Origin of the sequence: Bacillus sp. BPN334 (genome assembly GCF_008368885.1) — a bacterium.
Classification (GTDB): Bacteria; Bacillota; Bacilli; order Bacillales; family Bacillaceae_G; genus Bacillus_A; species Bacillus_A wiedmannii.
In genome coordinates this window covers 21,833-39,495 of sequence record NZ_QOZW01000016.1, presented here as the reverse complement: position 1 = coordinate 39,495, position 17,663 = coordinate 21,833, and the positions used below count along the sequence as shown (strand labels likewise).

Below are 17,663 nucleotides of genomic sequence, written 5' to 3'. Positions count from 1 at the left end.
AGCGTTTTCTAAGGCGTACTTATAATGATAACGATTTCATAAATTTGATAGGGGGAATTAAAATGTTGCAGTTTTTACAACGTATTGGTAAAGCGTTAATGCTTCCAATCGCCGTACTACCAGCAGCAGGATTATTGCTTCGTTTAGGGCAACCGGATGTATTTGATATTCCTGTTATGGCACAGGCCGGCGCAGCGGTTTTTGATAATTTAGCACTTATTTTTGCAATTGGTATTGCAATCGGTCTTTCAGTGGATGGTAGTGGTGCAGCAGGTCTTGCAGGTGCAATTGGTTATCTGGTTATGAAAAACAGTATTGATGCACTTAGTAAGGGATATTCTACTGTAGAATTACAAGATAAATTAGGTAAAGTTCAAGATTTAATAGGCAATAGCGCAAATGTAGATCCATCTAAGCTGGCAGATACAATGACACAAGTATCTAAGGCCGCCGAATTATCGACTAAAGTGGATATGAAAGTTTTAGGTGGTATTATTGTCGGCGTTATAGCAGGATTCCTTTATAATAAATTCCATAAGATTAAACTTCCAGAATGGTTAGGTTTCTTTGCTGGAAAACGTTTCGTTCCGATTGTTACATCGGTTGTGATGCTAATATTAGGAATTCTATTCGCTCAAATTTGGCCAGCAATTCAAAATGCTATCGATGCATTAGCTCATGGAATTGTTAATTTAGGTGCAGTTGGTTCAGGTCTATTTGGTTTATTAAACCGTCTATTAATTCCAATTGGTTTACACCACGTAATGAACACATACTTCTGGTTCGTATTTGGTGACTTTACAAATGCAGCAGGTAATGTTGTAAATGGTGATATTGCTCGCTTCCTTGCAGGGGATAAAACAGCAGGTATGTTTATGACTGGTTTCTTCCCAGTTATGATGTTCGGTTTACCAGCAGCATGTTTCGCAATGATTGCAGCTGCTAAACCAGAAAAACGTAAAATGGTTACAGGTATGTTAGGTGGTCTAGCATTAACTTCATTCTTAACTGGTATTACAGAACCAATTGAATTCTCATTCATGTTCTTATCACCAGTATTATATGGTATTCATGCCGTGTTAACAGGTATTTCTTTATTTGTAACAACATCACTTGGCATTCACGATGGTTTCACATTTAGTGCCGGTGCAATTGATTACTTCTTAAACTTCGGTATTGCAACAAAACCAGTATTGCTAGCGGGAATCGGTTTAATTTACGCAGTAATTTACTTTGTAGTATTCTACTTCTTAATTAAGAAATTCGACCTAAAAACTCCTGGTCGTGAAGATGACGATGAGTTAGCTGAAGAGGATGATGCGCCAGTTGCAGGTTCAATTGGTGAAACTTACGTAGCAGCTTTAGGTGGAAAAGAAAACTTAACAGTTATTGATAACTGTGCAACACGTCTACGCTTACAAGTGAAAGATGCTGGTCAAGTAAACGAAGCAGCATTAAAACGTGCTGGTGCAAAAGGTGTTATGAAATTAAGTAACACGAGTGTCCAAGTTATCGTAGGTACAAATGTTGAATCCGTTGCCGATGATATGAAAAAACACGTATAAATAATGAGATAAGAGGATATCCCAAAAGATTGATAACATCAATTTTTTTAGAGGATATCCTCTTTTTTTGTTAACAATTTAACGGGAATCTTACTTTTGTAAATTTTCTTTTTCTTTTTCATACATATAGGTTGGTAATATGGGTAGTGCGTGATAAAGTAGGGATGACGTCGAATGGAATGTCAAAAATCTATGAAAAAGATCCGGAATGAATCTTGTGTAGTGGAATTAAATTATCGGTAAATAAGGGGAAAAAAGCAATCATGGATCAGGAAAAAAATAATGCGAATGGGAAAGCACGTCGGCCGATTGTATACATAAAAAGAACAATCATTCTCGTCTTACTATTTTCAGTTGTATATTTCATGTATACAAAAATTGTTGCGCATAATAAGAAAGAAGAAACTTTAAAAGCAGCAGAAATGAAGAAACAAGAAGAGCTAAAAAAGAAAGAAGAAAAGAAGAAGCAAGAAGCACAAAAACAAAAAGAGCAGGAAGAACAAGTAAAGCAAGTACAAGCTGTGGAAAAGCCTGCTGAGGGACCACCTCAAGAAATTAATGAAAACGCTCAATTAGATCAATATTTACAAAACGCAGGATTTAGCGGGACGGCTGTTATTGTGAAGAACGGAAAAGTTCTTTTAAATAAGGGATACGGTATGGCGAACAAAGAGAAACAAGTACCGAATAATTCAGAGACAACTTTTTATATTGGTTCTATTTCAAAGGCATTTGTAGCGACTGCTATTATGCAATTAAAGGATCAAAATAAATTAAACGTAGAGGATACGGTTGCAAAGTATATTCCAGATTTCCCTCAAGGTAATGGTATTCAGTTAAAACATTTACTAACACATACATCAGGAATCCCAGAGTATGAGCAGGGAACAGAGGATATTTCTCATGAAGAATTGATAAAACGAATAGGAAAGCAAAAGCGTGTTGGGGGTCCAGGAGAGAAATGGAAATATTCCGATTCGAACTATTCGATACTTGCCTACATCGCTGAGAAGGTAAGTGGACAACCGTTAGAAGAATATATTAAACAACATATTTTTGCTACTGCGGGTATGAAACATTCTGGTTTCGGTAAAGCGTTAGAGCAAACAAGGTTTCCATCGACAGGTTATAAAATAGTAAATAACAATATGACAACACCTAATATTCCAAGTATGTCACAACTATATGGTTGTGGTGATATATATACAAGTGCACATGATTTATATTTATTTAATGAAGCACTCTTCTCTGGGAAGTTAATTTCAAAAGAGAGCTATGATCAAATGTTTACAGGCGGAAAAAAAGATTACGGATTTGGTTGGTACGTAGACCCAGGTAGTTATTCAAATCACGGTGTAATGCCAGGATGGAATTGCTTAAATGGATTTAGTAAAAACGGAAGTGTGTATGTCGTTTTATTATCTAACATTCAAAACAACATTAAATCGTTTGGTAAAGTGAATAACGACATTTATACGATGTTGCGAAATATTGAAGTGTAAGAGGCTATCCTATTGGATGGTCTTTTTTTATTGAGGAAGTGTAGGGGGCAATGAGATAATGAAATAAAGTGAAACTTTAATCAGTGGGGGCCTTACTGCCAGTTAATGCGGGATAAATGGAAAAGGGGGGAGGGACATGAGTATACATAAGCATCACGCACGTAATGCAAAACGCATATTTTTTGTATCTGTCATTGTATGGATTATCGTCGCAATTGTATTAGTGATGGAATATAAAAAAGGAAGGCTGTTCACTTCGGAGAAAGAAAATCTGAAATTAATAAGTGTTGTACTACCAGCATTTGGATTATTAATATATAGTTTTATGGAAAAACGAAGGTCAAAAATGCTTAAACAGGAAAATTATAATATAGAGACTTCTGAATTATTTGAGCAAAAAAAATTTGTTGTTCGCAAAGAGGTAGGGGTATTTCAAGTAATAACGTACTTTGGATTAGATGGCAGTGCATTAGGATTTTTAAAAGAAGAGTATGATTTGGTTATTCAACGTGTATGGCAAGCTGTACTTTCGTTTCTTTTTAAGGGACTACATAAGCAACAATTTTATTTGTATAATCACTCGGGAGAAAAATTATTGCGTGTTCAAAAGGAGAAGGGATTACGCAATTTCTATACTTTTTCTAATGTAGATGGAAAGAAAATTGGAGAGTTGAAACAAGTACTAAGTTTAACAAAGTGGGAATGAATCTTTTTAGGGATGGATGGTAAAGAATTTGGTAAAGTGACTGGGGACCTTTCAGCAACAATGCAGAAAATAGATTGGCGAGATGGAACGCATATTGATGTAAAAGAAGATGGTATTCCTTTAGAAGCTGTTAAGTATTTCTCGGTAAGTGGTGGTTCACTTGTTACAGCTTCTATAAGTGAGCAGGCAGAATTACCACGAGCGGTTTATTACAGTGTCTCTGCGATAGTTACAATTAAAAATTAAAATATACAAAAAGATAGATGGGATACCATCTATCTTTTTTATGTGACTAGAAAAGATTGTTTCTTTGAAAATGTATGCCTTACCTATCACAAAAAAAGCCTGCTCTGTATACATTAAGATGTATGGATGTAATTTTTAAACTTTAAAAAATAATAGGAGGAGAAGTATATGTGTCTGTTCAAAAAATATTGGCATAAATTATCTCGATTATTTAATAGACAATTAGGCTATTTTTTAGATGACAAATTATTACCTGCTGTGGAACGAATTTTATTTTCGCAAAACTTTGCAAGGTTTATTCAAAGAAATTCAAAGAAAGCTACGGAAGAATTTATTGAATCAAGTCAATTTCAATCTATTATTTGTAACATATTAAAAGAATGTAATACATCACCGTTTAAAGAAATTGCAAAGCAATATTTAGGTAAAAACGTCGAAATTACTGTGACGGTTGGACAGCTAACAGGTGTGATTGTAGCAGTTGGTGATGATTTCTTAACACTGCAAGAAGGAATCGGAACTGAAGTTTTAGTACCATTTACAAGTATTATATCAATTAAAGAAGCGTAAGAAAGGAGATTTATATATGTTATTTACTGATGAATTGCGTAACCATGTTGGTGAGTTAGTGCAAGTTGTGACAGCTGTTGAAATTGTTGCAGGTATTCTGTTATCTGTGACAGATGGGGCAGTAAGTGTTCGTACTTCTCCTTCTTATGGAACACCGGAAGATGTAGTTGTGCGTACTCCTATTATTGCTTATGTTCGCTTGGAAGGGTAAGCGTGATACAAATATGAGAGTATCAGTTGTTATTCCAGCACATAATGAAGCGAGTACTTTATCACAAGTTTTAGTAGAAGTGGAGAAGCTCGAACCTTATGAAATTATCGTAGTTGATAATGGATCGACAGATGGGACAAAAGAAATAGCGTTACAACATCATTGCCATGTCATTTATTATCACTATTCTCTTGGCAATGATGTTGGACGGGCAATCGGAGCAAGAGAAGCGAAAGGTGACATTGTTTTGTTTTTAGATGGTGATATCGTCATTGATAGCAAAGAGTTGCAACGTTTCGTAAAAGGAATTCAGCAAGGCCACCAAATTTTTGTGAATAATTTAACATGGTCCGTTTATTTAAAGATGAGACCGCATTATACGACAGTTGGCAAGTGTATGTTGAATCGTTATTTGAATAAAAAAGATTTTGTTGTTGGATCTTTAATCGCAATTCCACATGCAATGAGTAGGGAAGTTATTCAGAAATTTGGTTGGTGGAATTTAGCAGATCCAGCGCTGTTTCAAGCGATGGCGATGTCTAGAGGAGTAGATATTGTCGATACGGCTTCGGTCGATGTTATTCATACAAATAAAGTGCGTCCTGTGCATACTGGTACATCACCCGATTCGCCTTATCCGAAAGCGACTAGTCGTATTATGGGAGATCATTTACGTGCTCTGCAATACGTAATCGAAATATATGGTAAGCGTGGTGGTTTTTCGGAAGGAAATAGGGATAGAGGGTTTATAGGAAAGTATAAACCAGTTGTATTACAAAAGAAAAAAGCGAAATATAGTGCGATCATCCCCGTATCAGAAGAGAAAATGACGATAAGGTCTGTTATACAAGAAGTAAAAAAAGCAGGTGTAGATGAAATTATAGTGGTTGCGAATGGAGCTGATATTGAGACAAGTAAACAAGCAAAGTTAGAGAATGTGATCGTTATTGAATTCGAGGAGGCTCTCGGGCATAATGTGGCCCGAGCGATAGGCGCTATGCATGCCACGGCCGATATTTGTTTATTTGTCGATGGTGATTTTGTTATTCCGGGAAAAAAACTAATTCCATTTTTACATGCTATTGAAGATGGGTATGATGTGGCATTAAATGACTTACAGTGTTTATTAGATATGTTTCATCCGGCAGATCCAATTAGCATGGGGAAATATTTTGTGAATTTAGTAGCAAAACGACCAGATTTATGGAATAACTCATTAACGGCAGTACCACATGCTATGCATAAAAAGGTAATAGAACAAATAGGATATGACTCTCTCGTTATTCCTCCATTAGCTCAAATGAAAGCTATTTTGGAGGGATTTTCTATTACAGCAGTAGAATTTGTGGATGTAATAAAAACAAATCGAGTACGCCCAGAGCAACATGGATTTGTAAATGGACGTATTCCGGCATTTGACCGTATTTTCGGTGATCAACTTGAGGCGATTGCACATTTATTACAATCCACAGACGAACGCGGGAGTTTTACAGATGGAGAGCGGGATAGAAATATAATTCAACAATTGAGAAAGGAAGAAGAGAATACAAATGAATGTTAGTAGTACAGTTGCCATTATCGGATTAGGATATGTTGGCCTTCCTTTGGCAGTCCATTTTGCAGAGAGAGGACATACAGTACTTGGATTAGATAAAGATACTAGAAAAATAGAATCAATTGTAAAAGGAGAAAGTTATATTCCGGATGTTTCTTCTAAATTGTTACAAAGTTTATTGGCTAAAAAAAAATTAATAGTAAATACACCGGATCAAGGTATTGCTGATTTTCAAAATAGTGATTATGTTATTGTCACTGTCCCGACTCCAATTAATGAACAAAGAGAACCAGACTTAAGTGCCCTCATTTCAGCTTCGCATTATATACAACAAAACCTTCAAAAAGGACAAACCTTCATTTTCGAAAGCTCCACATATCCAGGTACGCTCGAGGAAGTTATTATTCCGATTGTTTCTCAAGGCGGCCAAAAGGTAGGAGAAGATTTCTATATCGGATATTCTCCTGAGAGAATTGATCCAGCAAATAGTCAATATTCCGTTCAGGATATTCCAAAGGTTATTAGTGGACAAACTGAACAGTGCAAACAAAAGGTACAGGATTTATATAGCACAATTTTCGATGTAGTCGTTCCTGTTAGCTCTCCAAAAGTAGCGGAAATGTGTAAGTTATTTGAAAATATTCAGCGCCTAGTCAACATTTCATTAGTAAATGAGTTAAACACACTATGTGAAAGTTTAGGAATTGATTTTTATGAGGCGCTTGAAGCTGCATCTACAAAACCGTTTGGATTTACCCCATATTGGCCAGGACCAGGAATAGGGGGACATTGTATTCCAGTAGATCCTTTATATTTCCAATGGAGAATAAAAAAGAATGGGACAATTAGTAAATTAATTGAAGCAGCACATGTGATTAATGAAGAAATGCCAGAGAAAATAGTCCGGAAAGTAAAAGGCATGGTGCAATCACCTGCATCAGTTTTAATTGTAGGAATTGCGTATAAGAAAGATGTAAATGATTTGAGAGAATCACCGGCTTTACCAATTATTGAATTGTTAATAAAAGAAGGATATGAGATAGAATATCACGATCCATATATTTCTTCTACAAAATTTGGAGATAAGTTGTACCAATCTGTTTCTTTGGATGAACAAGTCATTAAACAAGCGGATTGTATTTTAATTTTAACTGATCACTCTAATATCGATTGGAAGCTTTTTAAAGGAATGAAGCGAGTAATAGATACACGTGGAATTATAAAGAAGGTGAGTGTATGAGTAAGAAATGTTTAATTACAGGTGGAGCAGGATTCATTGGATCGCATCTAGCCGAAGAATTGGTGAAAAGAGGAAATGAAGTCACGATTGTGGATAACTTCTATAAAGGAAAAAATAAATATCATGATGAGTTAATGAAAGAAATTCGGGTTATTCCAATAAGCGTTTTAGATAAAAATTCTATTTATGAATTAGTAAATCAACATGATGTAGTGTTTCATTTAGCAGCAATTTTAGGTGTGAAAACGACAATGGAAAAGAGTATAGAGCTTATTGAAACGAATTTTGATGGAACGAGAAACATTTTACAAGCAGCGCTAAAAGGAAAGAAGAAAGTAGTCTTTGCGTCTACTTCAGAAGTATATGGTAAGGCAAACCCACCCTTTTCTGAAGAGGGGGATCGATTATACGGGGCAACTTCTAAAATACGTTGGAGTTATGCAGTGTGTAAAACGTTAGAAGAAACATTATGTTTAGGCTACGCATTAGAAGGTTTACCGGTAACGATTGTTCGTTATTTTAATATTTATGGTCCAAGAGCGAAAGATGGTCCGTATGCAGGGGTAATCCCACGATTTATCAGTGCAGCCCTACAAGGAGAAGACATTCTCGTATATGGAGATGGAAAGCAGACACGTTGCTTTACGTATGTAAGTGATGCGGTAGAGGCAACGATTCGAGCAATGGATGAGAAGGTAAATGGTGAGATTATTAATATAGGTTCTGAGAACGAAAAGAGTATAAAAGAAGTAGCAGAAGTAATTAAAAAGCTAACGAAATCTTCTTCAAAGATTGTCCAAGTTCCTTTCGAAGAGGTATATCCACATGGTTTTGAAGAAATTCCAAATAGAAGACCAGATGTAACGAAATTAAAAGAACTTGTGCAGTTTCAAGCGACAGTAACGTGGGAACAAGGATTGAAAGAAACTATTAAATGGTTTCGTGAAGAAAACAATGGCTAAGTCGCTGTCGGTTATTATACCTGTATGTAATGAAGCGGATACGATTTCAGACGTTATTCAATCGGTAAAAGGATTGAATCCAGTAGAGGTTATTGTAGTAGCAAACGGTTGTGATGATGGTACAGAAGAGGTTGCTGATCGTTTAGGGTGTAAAGTAATCAAGTATACAGAGCTACTAGGGAATGATGTTGGCCGTGCGGTTGGTGCAAAACATGCGATAGGTGATGTATTACTATTTATAGATGGAGATTTTGCTATTCAAACTTCAAAATTACAATTATTCCTGAATCCAATTTTACATGATCAAGCCGACATCGTTTTAAATAATTTGGACGCATTATTTTTAAAGAAACAAAAACCGCACTCTGTGACAGTATGGCGCCAAATATTAAATGCAATGTTAGAGCGTGAAGAGTTAAAAATTGATTCTTTATTATCTGTACCTCATGCGTTGACGAAAGAAGTTGTTCAAAGCATTGGATATGAATGTTTCGTTAATCCTATTGTAGCTCATTTACGCCTAGTACAAAGCAAATGGAGAATGAGTCGTCATTGTGCAATTGACGTTATTACGCCGAATAAATTTCGGCCAACCGAGCATGCTGCGTATGGAACGGGTCTTTCTCAATCTGAAAAACGGATGATAGGTGATCATATAGAAGCTGTAGCGGAGCGAATAGTAGGCAGTGATGAGCGCGGAGGGTATTATGATGGAAATAGGAAAAGAGAGTGTGTCTATCATACTTTAAGTTTCGAAGATTTTTATCAAGGATGGGGCGTTACATCTAAGTTGTATAAAGGAAAGCAATTATCGGTCATTATTCCTGTACAAGATGAAGAGAAAACAATTGGAAACGTAATAGAAGAGCTTCGCAAAATTGAACCTTTTGAAATTATCGTTGTTGTAAATGGTTCATCTGATAAAACAGCAACGATTGCAAAAGACAAGGGAGCAACAACAATTGTATATAAAGAAGCACTGGGTAACGATGTGGGGCGTTCACTTGGAACTTATTTCGCCAAAGGAGAAATTGTGTTATTTATAGACGGTGATTTTGTTATTCCAGCTAGTGAGCTATATCCATTTGCAAAAGCTATTGCAGATGGAATGGATGTCGCATTAAATGATCTAAATCATTATTTAGATTTAAGAGTACCGCTTCATCTTGTAACTGCATTTAAATATGCATTAAATTTAGCTTGTGATAGAAAAGATTTAGGAGTAGGCTCTCTTATCGCTGTACCGAATGCGTTTAGCCGTAAGTGTTTGAAAGAAATCGGGTATAGATCTTTACTGTCACCTTGTGTAGCCCAAGTGAAAGCTATTCTGTCAGGATTCGAAATTGCGTGTGTAAGTCGTGTAGAGGTCGATAAGATGAATCGCATTCGTCCCAGTGAACATTTTGCAAAAATAGGTCATCCTCCAGCTGTTTTGCGAATTATAGGTGATCATATAGAAGGATTAGAGCAATTAATTGTATTAGAAGGCAGCCGTGGTGGATTCTATGATGGGAATAGAAAAAGAGATGTTTTAGAGTAGTAACAAAAAAAGTGTACAACATATGTACACTTTTTTGTTCTGTTATAAAAACTATAACAGATTAGGAGATAAGAGTATTACAGCTCTACAATGGGTATTGTTCTTATATTACAAAATAGGACTCGTATATAAGGATACCAAAAAAATACAATTAAGGAAAGGGTTAATTATAAAGACTTTTAAGTGAAGTTAACACTACGCATATAGTAGTTTGCTCAACTTTTCACAAACATGTCACAACTATTTCGTTCACTTTAGCAAAAAAGTAGTATTCTAAGTGTGTAAGCTGTTATATAAAAAATCTTAGTCCTGTACTAATCAAAAATGGAGGAGATTAGGATGACTCAAGTATTAGAAAATGTTAAAAACGCATGGGAAAACTTTAAAGGTGAAAAATGGAAAGCAGAGATTGATGTTCGCGATTTCATTTTAAATAATGTAAACGTTTTCGAAGGGGATGAATCTTTCTTAGCGGGAGCAACTGAAGCAACGAAACAACTTTGGGATCAAGTAATGGATTTAACAACGAAAGAACGTGAAAACGGTGGCGTTCTTGATATGGATACAAAAATTGTTTCTTCTATTACATCACATGAACCAGGATATTTAAATAAAGATATTGAAAAAGTAGTTGGTTTCCAAACTGAAAAACCATTTAAACGTTCTTTACAACCATATGGTGGTATTCGTATGGCGGAACAAGCTTGTGAATCTTATGGATACGAAATGGATAAAGAACTTAGCAGTATTTTCAGAGACTGGAGAAAAACGCATAATCAAGGTGTATTTGATGCATATACACCAGAAATGAAAGCGGCTCGTAAATCAGGTGTAATTACTGGTCTTCCAGATGCATACGGACGTGGACGTATTATCGGTGACTACCGACGCGTAGCATTATATGGTATTGATCATTTAATTGAAGTGAAAAAAGCTGATTTGAATTTAACTGGCGGTGTAATGAGCGAAGATACAATGCGTTTACGCGAAGAGTTATCTGAGCAAATGCGTGCACTTCAAGAGTTAAAACAAATGGCTGCTTCTCATGGCTTTGATATTTCTAAGCCTGCAAAAAATACACAAGAAGCATTCCAATGGTTATACTTCGCATATCTTGCAGCGATTAAAGAGCAAAATGGAGCTGCAATGAGTCTTGGACGTACTTCTACATTCTTAGATATTTATATTGAAAGAGATTTAGCAAATGGTACTTTGACAGAAGAAGAAGTACAAGAAATAGTGGATCACTTCATTATGAAATTACGTCTTGTGAAATTTGCAAGAACACCTGATTATAATGAATTATTCTCTGGTGATCCAACTTGGGTAACTGAGTCTATCGGTGGTATGGCATTAGATGGACGTGCATTAGTAACAAAGAACTCATTCCGTTTCTTGCATACATTAGATAATTTAGGACCAGCTCCAGAACCAAACTTAACAGTTCTTTGGTCTAAACAATTACCGCAGAACTTTAAAAACTACTGTGCAAAAATGTCTATTAAAACATCAGCAATTCAATATGAAAATGATGACATTATGCGTGCTGACTACGGTGATGACTACGGAATTGCTTGTTGTGTATCTGCAATGAGAATTGGTAAACAAATGCAATTCTTCGGCGCACGTGCAAACTTAGCAAAAGCATTACTATATGCGATTAACGGTGGTAAAGATGAAAAATCTAAAGCACAAGTTGGTCCTGAGTACGCACCTATTACTTCTGAAGTATTAGATTATGAAGAAGTTATGCATAAGTTTGATATGACAATGGAATGGTTAGCGGGTCTATATTTAAACACATTAAATGTTATTCATTACATGCATGATAAATATAGCTACGAACGTATTGAAATGGCACTTCATGATACAAATGTTCTTCGTACAATGGCAACAGGTATCGCGGGTCTATCTGTAGTAGCAGACTCGTTAAGTGCAATTAAACACGCAAAAGTAAAACCAATTCGTGATGAAAACGGTATTGCAGTTGACTTTGAAATCGAAGGAGATTTCCCTAAATACGGTAACAATGATGACCGTGTAGATGAAATCGCTGTAAATCTTGTAAAAACATTTATGAATAAACTTCGTAAACATAAAACATACAGAAATTCTGTTCATACAATGTCGATCTTAACAATCACATCTAACGTTGTATACGGTAAGAAAACTGGTAACACTCCAGATGGTCGCCGTACTGGAGAACCATTTGCACCAGGTGCGAACCCAATGCATGGCCGTGATACAAAAGGTGCATTAGCTTCATTATTATCTGTAGCTAAATTACCATATGAAGATGCACAAGATGGTATTTCTAATACATTCTCTATTATTCCAAAAGCACTTGGTAAAGAAGATGATGTACAAGTACGTAACTTAGTATCAATGCTTGATGGTTATGCAGTAAAAGAAGGCCATCACTTAAATATTAACGTATTTAATCGTGAAACATTAATGGATGCGATGGAACATCCTGAGAAATATCCACAATTAACAATTCGCGTATCTGGTTACGCTGTAAACTTTATTAAATTAACTCGTGAACAACAAATCGATGTAATTAATCGTACAATGCATGAAAGTATGTAAGTGAAAAAGTGTCCCTCTGCTTTTTATAAATAGCAGAGGGAGGCTGCTTCAATAAAGGAGGAAGTAACATGATAAAAGGAAGAATTCATTCTGTAGAGTCTTGTGGTACTGTTGATGGCCCAGGAATTCGTTATGTCATATTTACACAAGGGTGTTTATTACGTTGTCAATACTGTCATAATGCTGATACGTGGGAGATCGGTAAAGGAAAAGAAATAACAGTTGAAGAAGTAATGCAGGATGTGACATGTTACCTTCCTTTTATTGAAGCTTCTGGAGGCGGTATAACAGTTAGTGGTGGTGAACCATTATTACAGCTAGATTTCTTAATTGAATTATTTAAGAAATGTAAGGAAGTTGGAATCCATACAACAATTGATTCTTCGGGTGGTTGTTATTCTGAAGAACCAGAATTCCAAAATAAGCTAGATATTTTAATGGATTACACAGATTTAGTTTTATTGGATTTGAAACATATTGATTCAAAGAAACACCGTAAATTAACAGGGAAACCAAATGAACATATTTTACAATTTGCTCGTTATTTATCGGATAAAAATAAACCAATTTGGGTAAGACACGTATTAGTTCCTGGTGTTACGGATAATGAAGAGGATCTACAAAAATTATCTAGCTTTATTCAAAGCCTGTCTAATGTTCAGAAGGTTGAAGTGCTACCATATCATAAGCTTGGTGTATATAAATGGGAGGCACTTGGGCATAAGTATCCACTTGCGAATGTAGAACCACCTACTGAAAAAAATGTAGAGCAAGCAAGACATATTTTACAAGCAGTCTAATCCAAATATTGGATTAGGCTTTTTGCTTTCTTTACAATAAAACCTAGAGTATGTATATAGAAAAGAGTATACTGAAAATAGAATATCCATATTTTTGTAAGGAATAAGTGGAGAAATTTACATAATTGTAAAGGGAAATCAAAATAGTAAAAAGAATTAAGAAGTAAAAGAGTGAGTATCATGGAATAGAGAACATTTGTAAGTTATTGCGAAAGCTCTTATAGGAAAGTATAATGTAAAGATATGAGCACAGATAGGATTAAGGGGTCAATCTTATATGCTTTGCATATCCACGACAGGTACATAGCTGAAAGAGAAGTATTAGAATCTGTTTATGTAATTTTTAAGGAAAATGTTTTTCCTATTGTCGTATATGCAATATGGAGAAACAATAAGCTAGGAGTGGATTTGTTTGATAAAAAACCCCAAGGTTTTAATATTAACTGCACATTACGGTAATGGTCATGTGCAAGTAGCGAAAACATTAGAACAAACATTTCGCCAAAAAGGAATTAAAGATGTAATTGTATGCGATTTGTTCGGAGAATCACATCCAGTTATAACCGATATTACAAAATATTTATATTTAAAAAGTTATACAATAGGAAAAGAATTATACCGCTTGTTTTATTATGGCGTAGAAAAAATTTATGATAAAAAAATAGCATCTTGGTATGCGAATTTTGGAAGAAAACGTTTGAAATTACTTTTACAAGCAGAGAAACCGGATATTGTTATTAATACTTTTCCGATCATAGCTGTACCAGAGTTAAAAAAGCAAACAGGTATTTCAATTCCTGTGTATAACGTATTAACGGATTTTTGTGTGCACAAAATATGGATTCATCGGGAAGTAGATCGTTATTTTGTAGCAACTGATCACGTAAAAAAAATTATGATTGATATTGGTGTGCCCGCGGAGCAAATTGTTGAAACTGGAATTCCGATTCGTAGTAGTTTTGAGCTGAAGATCAATCCAGACATTATATATAATAAATATCAGTTATGTAAGAATAAAAAGATTTTACTAATTGTAGCAGGTGCTCATGGGGTATTAGGAAGTGTAAAAGAACTATGCCAATCATTTATGTCAGTACCTGATTTACAAGTAGTTGTCGTTTGTGGAAAAAATGAAGCGTTAAAACAGGATTTATTAGGGGTTCAGGAAAAAAATCCTGATGCATTAAAAGTATTTGGTTATGTTGAAAATATCGATGAATTATTCCGTGTTACTTCTTGTATGATTACGAAGCCGGGCGGTATTACGTTAAGTGAAGCGGCAGCATTGCAAGTACCTGTCATTTTATATAAACCTGTTCCAGGACAAGAAAATGAAAATGCGATGTACTTTGAAAGAAAAGGCGCTGCAGTTGTCATTCGTGATGATAGTGAGGTTTTTGCAAAGACAGAGGCGTTATTGCAAGATGATATGAAGCTTCTTCAAATGAAAGAAGCGATGAAAAGCATTTATCGTCCGGAGCCAGCTGGTCATATTGTGGATACAATTTTGACAGAAAACCATGTAGAACCGAATCATATACCTATTAAATCACCTGCTCTTGCACAATTATTTACTTAATATGAAACCCTCTTTTATATGTTTAAAGAGGGTTCTTTATTGTTTTATAAGATAAAGTGGTAACTTATCCACATGAAGATTACGCTTTCATTAAACAGTAAAGTCGAAATATTAACAACTATATCCACATTATCCACAATTTTTAGAAAACTATCCACAATTCTAACATTTACTATGCGTCACAACATATAAACTTGTGAAGGGTTTGTTGAATTTATTCACAATTCTATAAATTGTGTGGATAACGTTATCCACACAAAAAAGGTTCCTTATTTATAAGGAACCTTTTTTGTCTATTCTATCACGTAGAAAAAATATGTAATGAGAATGAATAATTAGGGGGGAAAACGTCTAATTATTCATTCTCACTTTAAATACTTTTCGAGCGATAACCCGCTGCGCGATCTGCTTTGCGAAATTCTCGTTGGTAGAGAACTTCTTGTGTACTAGATAATGTGTTTTTTGTTTTGTCACGTTTCTTTTTATCCATTACAAATCACCTCGTGTCCTAAAGTCACTATCTATCGTTTCCAAAGACATGGGGTGATATACGTATATGGCAAAATGTTAATGATTAATTATCTTTTCTAAAAATTTAGATTACGCTTCTTTTAATTGGTGAGCATCTTGGAACGTTGTATCTCGCATTGTAGCAAGTGTATATTGATCTTTTGGGATTTCATATAAGTTATATACTTCTTCATTTGCGTTAATTTCATCATAAACGGCTTTTCTTGTTTCGTTTGCTAGATTTACATATTGTAGTTTTTCGGCAGCTTTAATAGAACGAATATTTATTTTACGAATACGCATAAAGATTGTTTCAATATCTAATTCATAGAAAAGTTCACTAAAAAATGAATCTTTCGCCAATTTATTATAGCCTTTTCCATGATAGGGTTTGCCAAGCCATGTTCCGAGAAATCCGGCTTTTTCTTGCACATCAAATAAAGTAATTGTTCCGATAGGGTTACCCCATTCATCTAAAATTGTGCGTGAAATTAATTCCCCACGCTCTTCAGCTTCAATCGTTTGTTTCGTTAAAAATAAATACTCCTCATAAGAATAAGCCTTTTGACGCACAAAAGGGAAGACAGCTGGGTCCACCATTAACTCGTATAGAACGTGGCTGTCGTGTAAGTCGCGTTTTTTCAACATACTAACTCCTCCTCACACGAGGGTAGCATGACGAAAAAACACCCCACCCTCGAAATTTTTATATCAATCTTTAAAAAATTTCGGGGTGGGAATCGAACCCACTAGAACCAGTTTCTAACGCTGGTGGCGCACCATTTGCCTTCCCCATTCATCAATTTGAAAATGATAATCACGACACAAATTGATTATGGTTTCATTCAGTTTATAATCGTATAATACTTTATCTAGTCAAAAAAATAAACTAGTTTTTTTTATTTTTTTTGTAAATTATTTTTCCGTCAATCATGGTTAGTACAGGCTTGGCTAAATAATGGAAAGGATGATGAGTCCATAACACGAGATCAGCGTCTTTTCCAACCTCAATGCTTCCAATTCTATCCTCTAAACGTAAATTTCGTGCTGGAAATATAGTGATTCCTTCTAGTGCAGTTTTTTCGTCTAATCCTTCTCTTACTGCGACAGCAGCACAAACATTTAAATATTGAATTGGTGTATAAGGGTGATCTGTTGTTATAGAAACTTCCACTCCATTTTTCGATAATATATGGTAAGTATCCCATGTTTTGTTTTTAAGTTCGATTTTAGAACGGCGTGTAAGAGTGGGGCCAACTGAAACCTTCAAATTGTGTTTCGAAAGCTCTTCAACAATAAAGTGTCCTTCTGTACAATGTTCAATGCGTAAATCGAGATTGAACTCTGTTGCAAAGCGTAGAGCAGAACTAATATCATCTGCTCGGTGAGCGTGGATACGTACAGGTATTTCGCGGCGTAATGCTTTTAAGATAGGAAGCATTCGAAAATCAGCTTCATGTCCGTAGTGCTGTGCTTCATAGAATGATTCCCGAAGTAACCCCATAATTCCCATACGTGTTATGGATTCTTTTGTTCCATTACTATGGACCTTTTTAGGATTTTCTCCAAAGGCAATCTTTAAGCCGGCAGGTTCTTGAATAATCATATGATCAATACAAGTTCCAGCTGTTTTTATTACACAAGTCGTACCACCGATAATGTTTTGACTTCCTGGCATAACGTGAACAGTTGTGATTCCGTTTTGTACAGCATCTTGAAATGCAATATCAAAAGGGTGGATTCCGTCCAAAGAACGGATATGTGGTGTTGAAACTTCAGATGTTTCATTTGCATCATTGCCAGCCCAACCAGTACCTTCATCATAGAGACCAAGATGAGTATGGACATCAATAAATCCAGGTAAAAGATGAAGAGCACGAGCGTCTATAACTGTCATATCTTGAGTGGGTTGAATGGAAGGCTTGACCTCGGCAATTCTTTCTCCTATAACGAGTACATCCCCTTGAAATTTTTGGGATGTAATAGGATAGACAATGGCTTGTTTGAGCAATATTTTCATAGGTACCTCATTTCTGTTACTTTACAATGTTAATGGAATTTAAGGGAAAGTAACTGAAAGGTTATTTG

General features: G+C 35.4%; 14 protein-coding genes and 1 pseudogene. 12 read left to right on the top strand and 3 right to left on the bottom strand.

Features of this window, described 5'->3' with window-relative positions; genetic code table 11:
• Positions 1 to 62: 62 nt before the first annotated feature.
• From nagE to DN393_RS23540, 12 genes and pseudogenes are all read left to right on the top strand, one after another.
• Positions 63 to 1,565: an N-acetylglucosamine-specific PTS transporter subunit IIBC gene (nagE, locus tag DN393_RS23600; RefSeq protein ID WP_064477256.1), complete on the top strand. Its 1,503-nt coding sequence runs from the start codon at positions 63 to 65 to the stop codon at positions 1,563 to 1,565.
• A gap of 263 nt (positions 1,566 to 1,828) precedes the next feature.
• Positions 1,829 to 3,067 (top strand): serine hydrolase domain-containing protein, encoded by a 1,239-nt coding sequence (locus DN393_RS23595; RefSeq protein WP_088046945.1) that lies wholly within the window; start codon positions 1,829 to 1,831, stop codon positions 3,065 to 3,067.
• Positions 3,068 to 3,203: 136 nt separating this feature from the next.
• Positions 3,204 to 4,019, top strand: a pseudogene (locus DN393_RS23590) (sugar ABC transporter ATP-binding protein).
• Between the two features lie 168 nt (positions 4,020 to 4,187).
• Complete coding sequence (locus tag DN393_RS23580; RefSeq protein ID WP_098102473.1) at positions 4,188 to 4,589, top strand: LSm family protein; 402 nt, start codon at positions 4,188 to 4,190, stop codon at positions 4,587 to 4,589.
• Between the two features lie 16 nt (positions 4,590 to 4,605).
• Positions 4,606 to 4,800, top strand: a complete 195-nt coding sequence (locus tag DN393_RS23575) for a hypothetical protein (protein ID WP_098102474.1) — start codon at positions 4,606 to 4,608, stop codon at positions 4,798 to 4,800.
• A gap of 13 nt (positions 4,801 to 4,813) precedes the next feature.
• Positions 4,814 to 6,361, top strand: a complete 1,548-nt coding sequence (locus DN393_RS23570) for a glycosyltransferase family 2 protein (protein WP_229135727.1) — start codon at positions 4,814 to 4,816, stop codon at positions 6,359 to 6,361.
• Positions 6,351 to 7,595, top strand: coding sequence for a nucleotide sugar dehydrogenase (locus DN393_RS23565; RefSeq protein WP_098110749.1), 1,245 nt, complete (start codon positions 6,351 to 6,353; stop codon positions 7,593 to 7,595). Before DN393_RS23570 ends, DN393_RS23565 begins: the two co-directional genes overlap by 11 nt.
• Positions 7,592 to 8,557 (top strand): NAD-dependent epimerase/dehydratase family protein, encoded by a 966-nt coding sequence (locus tag DN393_RS23560; protein WP_000037030.1) that lies wholly within the window; start codon positions 7,592 to 7,594, stop codon positions 8,555 to 8,557. Before DN393_RS23565 ends, DN393_RS23560 begins: the two co-directional genes overlap by 4 nt.
• The gene (locus tag DN393_RS23555; protein WP_064477262.1) at positions 8,550 to 10,097 is read left to right on the top strand and encodes a glycosyltransferase family 2 protein; all 1,548 of its coding nucleotides are present in this window, start codon (positions 8,550 to 8,552) and stop codon (positions 10,095 to 10,097) included. The genes DN393_RS23560 and DN393_RS23555 overlap by 8 nt, the downstream gene beginning before the upstream one ends.
• Before the next feature lie 339 nt (positions 10,098 to 10,436).
• Complete coding sequence (pflB, locus tag DN393_RS23550) at positions 10,437 to 12,686, top strand: formate C-acetyltransferase (protein WP_098102477.1); 2,250 nt, start codon at positions 10,437 to 10,439, stop codon at positions 12,684 to 12,686.
• A 68-nt stretch (positions 12,687 to 12,754) separates the two neighbouring features.
• On the top strand, positions 12,755 to 13,486 hold the full coding sequence (gene pflA / locus DN393_RS23545) for a pyruvate formate-lyase-activating protein (RefSeq protein WP_000589742.1): 732 nt from the start codon (positions 12,755 to 12,757) through the stop codon (positions 13,484 to 13,486).
• Between the two features lie 412 nt (positions 13,487 to 13,898).
• The gene (locus DN393_RS23540; protein WP_064477264.1) at positions 13,899 to 15,065 is read left to right on the top strand and encodes a diglucosyl diacylglycerol synthase; all 1,167 of its coding nucleotides are present in this window, start codon (positions 13,899 to 13,901) and stop codon (positions 15,063 to 15,065) included.
• 370 nt (positions 15,066 to 15,435) lie between these two features.
• Here the strand turns inward: DN393_RS23540 and DN393_RS23535 are convergent, their stop codons facing one another.
• The 3 genes from DN393_RS23535 to DN393_RS23525 all read right to left on the bottom strand — a co-directional run bounded on the left by DN393_RS23535 (position 15,436) and on the right by DN393_RS23525 (position 17,595).
• The gene (locus DN393_RS23535) at positions 15,436 to 15,555 is read right to left on the bottom strand and encodes a YfhE family protein (protein ID WP_000358487.1); all 120 of its coding nucleotides are present in this window, start codon (positions 15,553 to 15,555) and stop codon (positions 15,436 to 15,438) included.
• A gap of 110 nt (positions 15,556 to 15,665) precedes the next feature.
• On the bottom strand, positions 15,666 to 16,223 hold the full coding sequence (locus DN393_RS23530) for a GNAT family N-acetyltransferase (protein ID WP_000914737.1): 558 nt from the start codon (positions 16,221 to 16,223) through the stop codon (positions 15,666 to 15,668).
• A gap of 241 nt (positions 16,224 to 16,464) precedes the next feature.
• Positions 16,465 to 17,595: an amidohydrolase gene (locus DN393_RS23525; RefSeq protein WP_000698308.1), complete on the bottom strand. Its 1,131-nt coding sequence runs from the start codon at positions 17,593 to 17,595 to the stop codon at positions 16,465 to 16,467.
• Positions 17,596 to 17,663 lie beyond the last annotated feature (68 nt).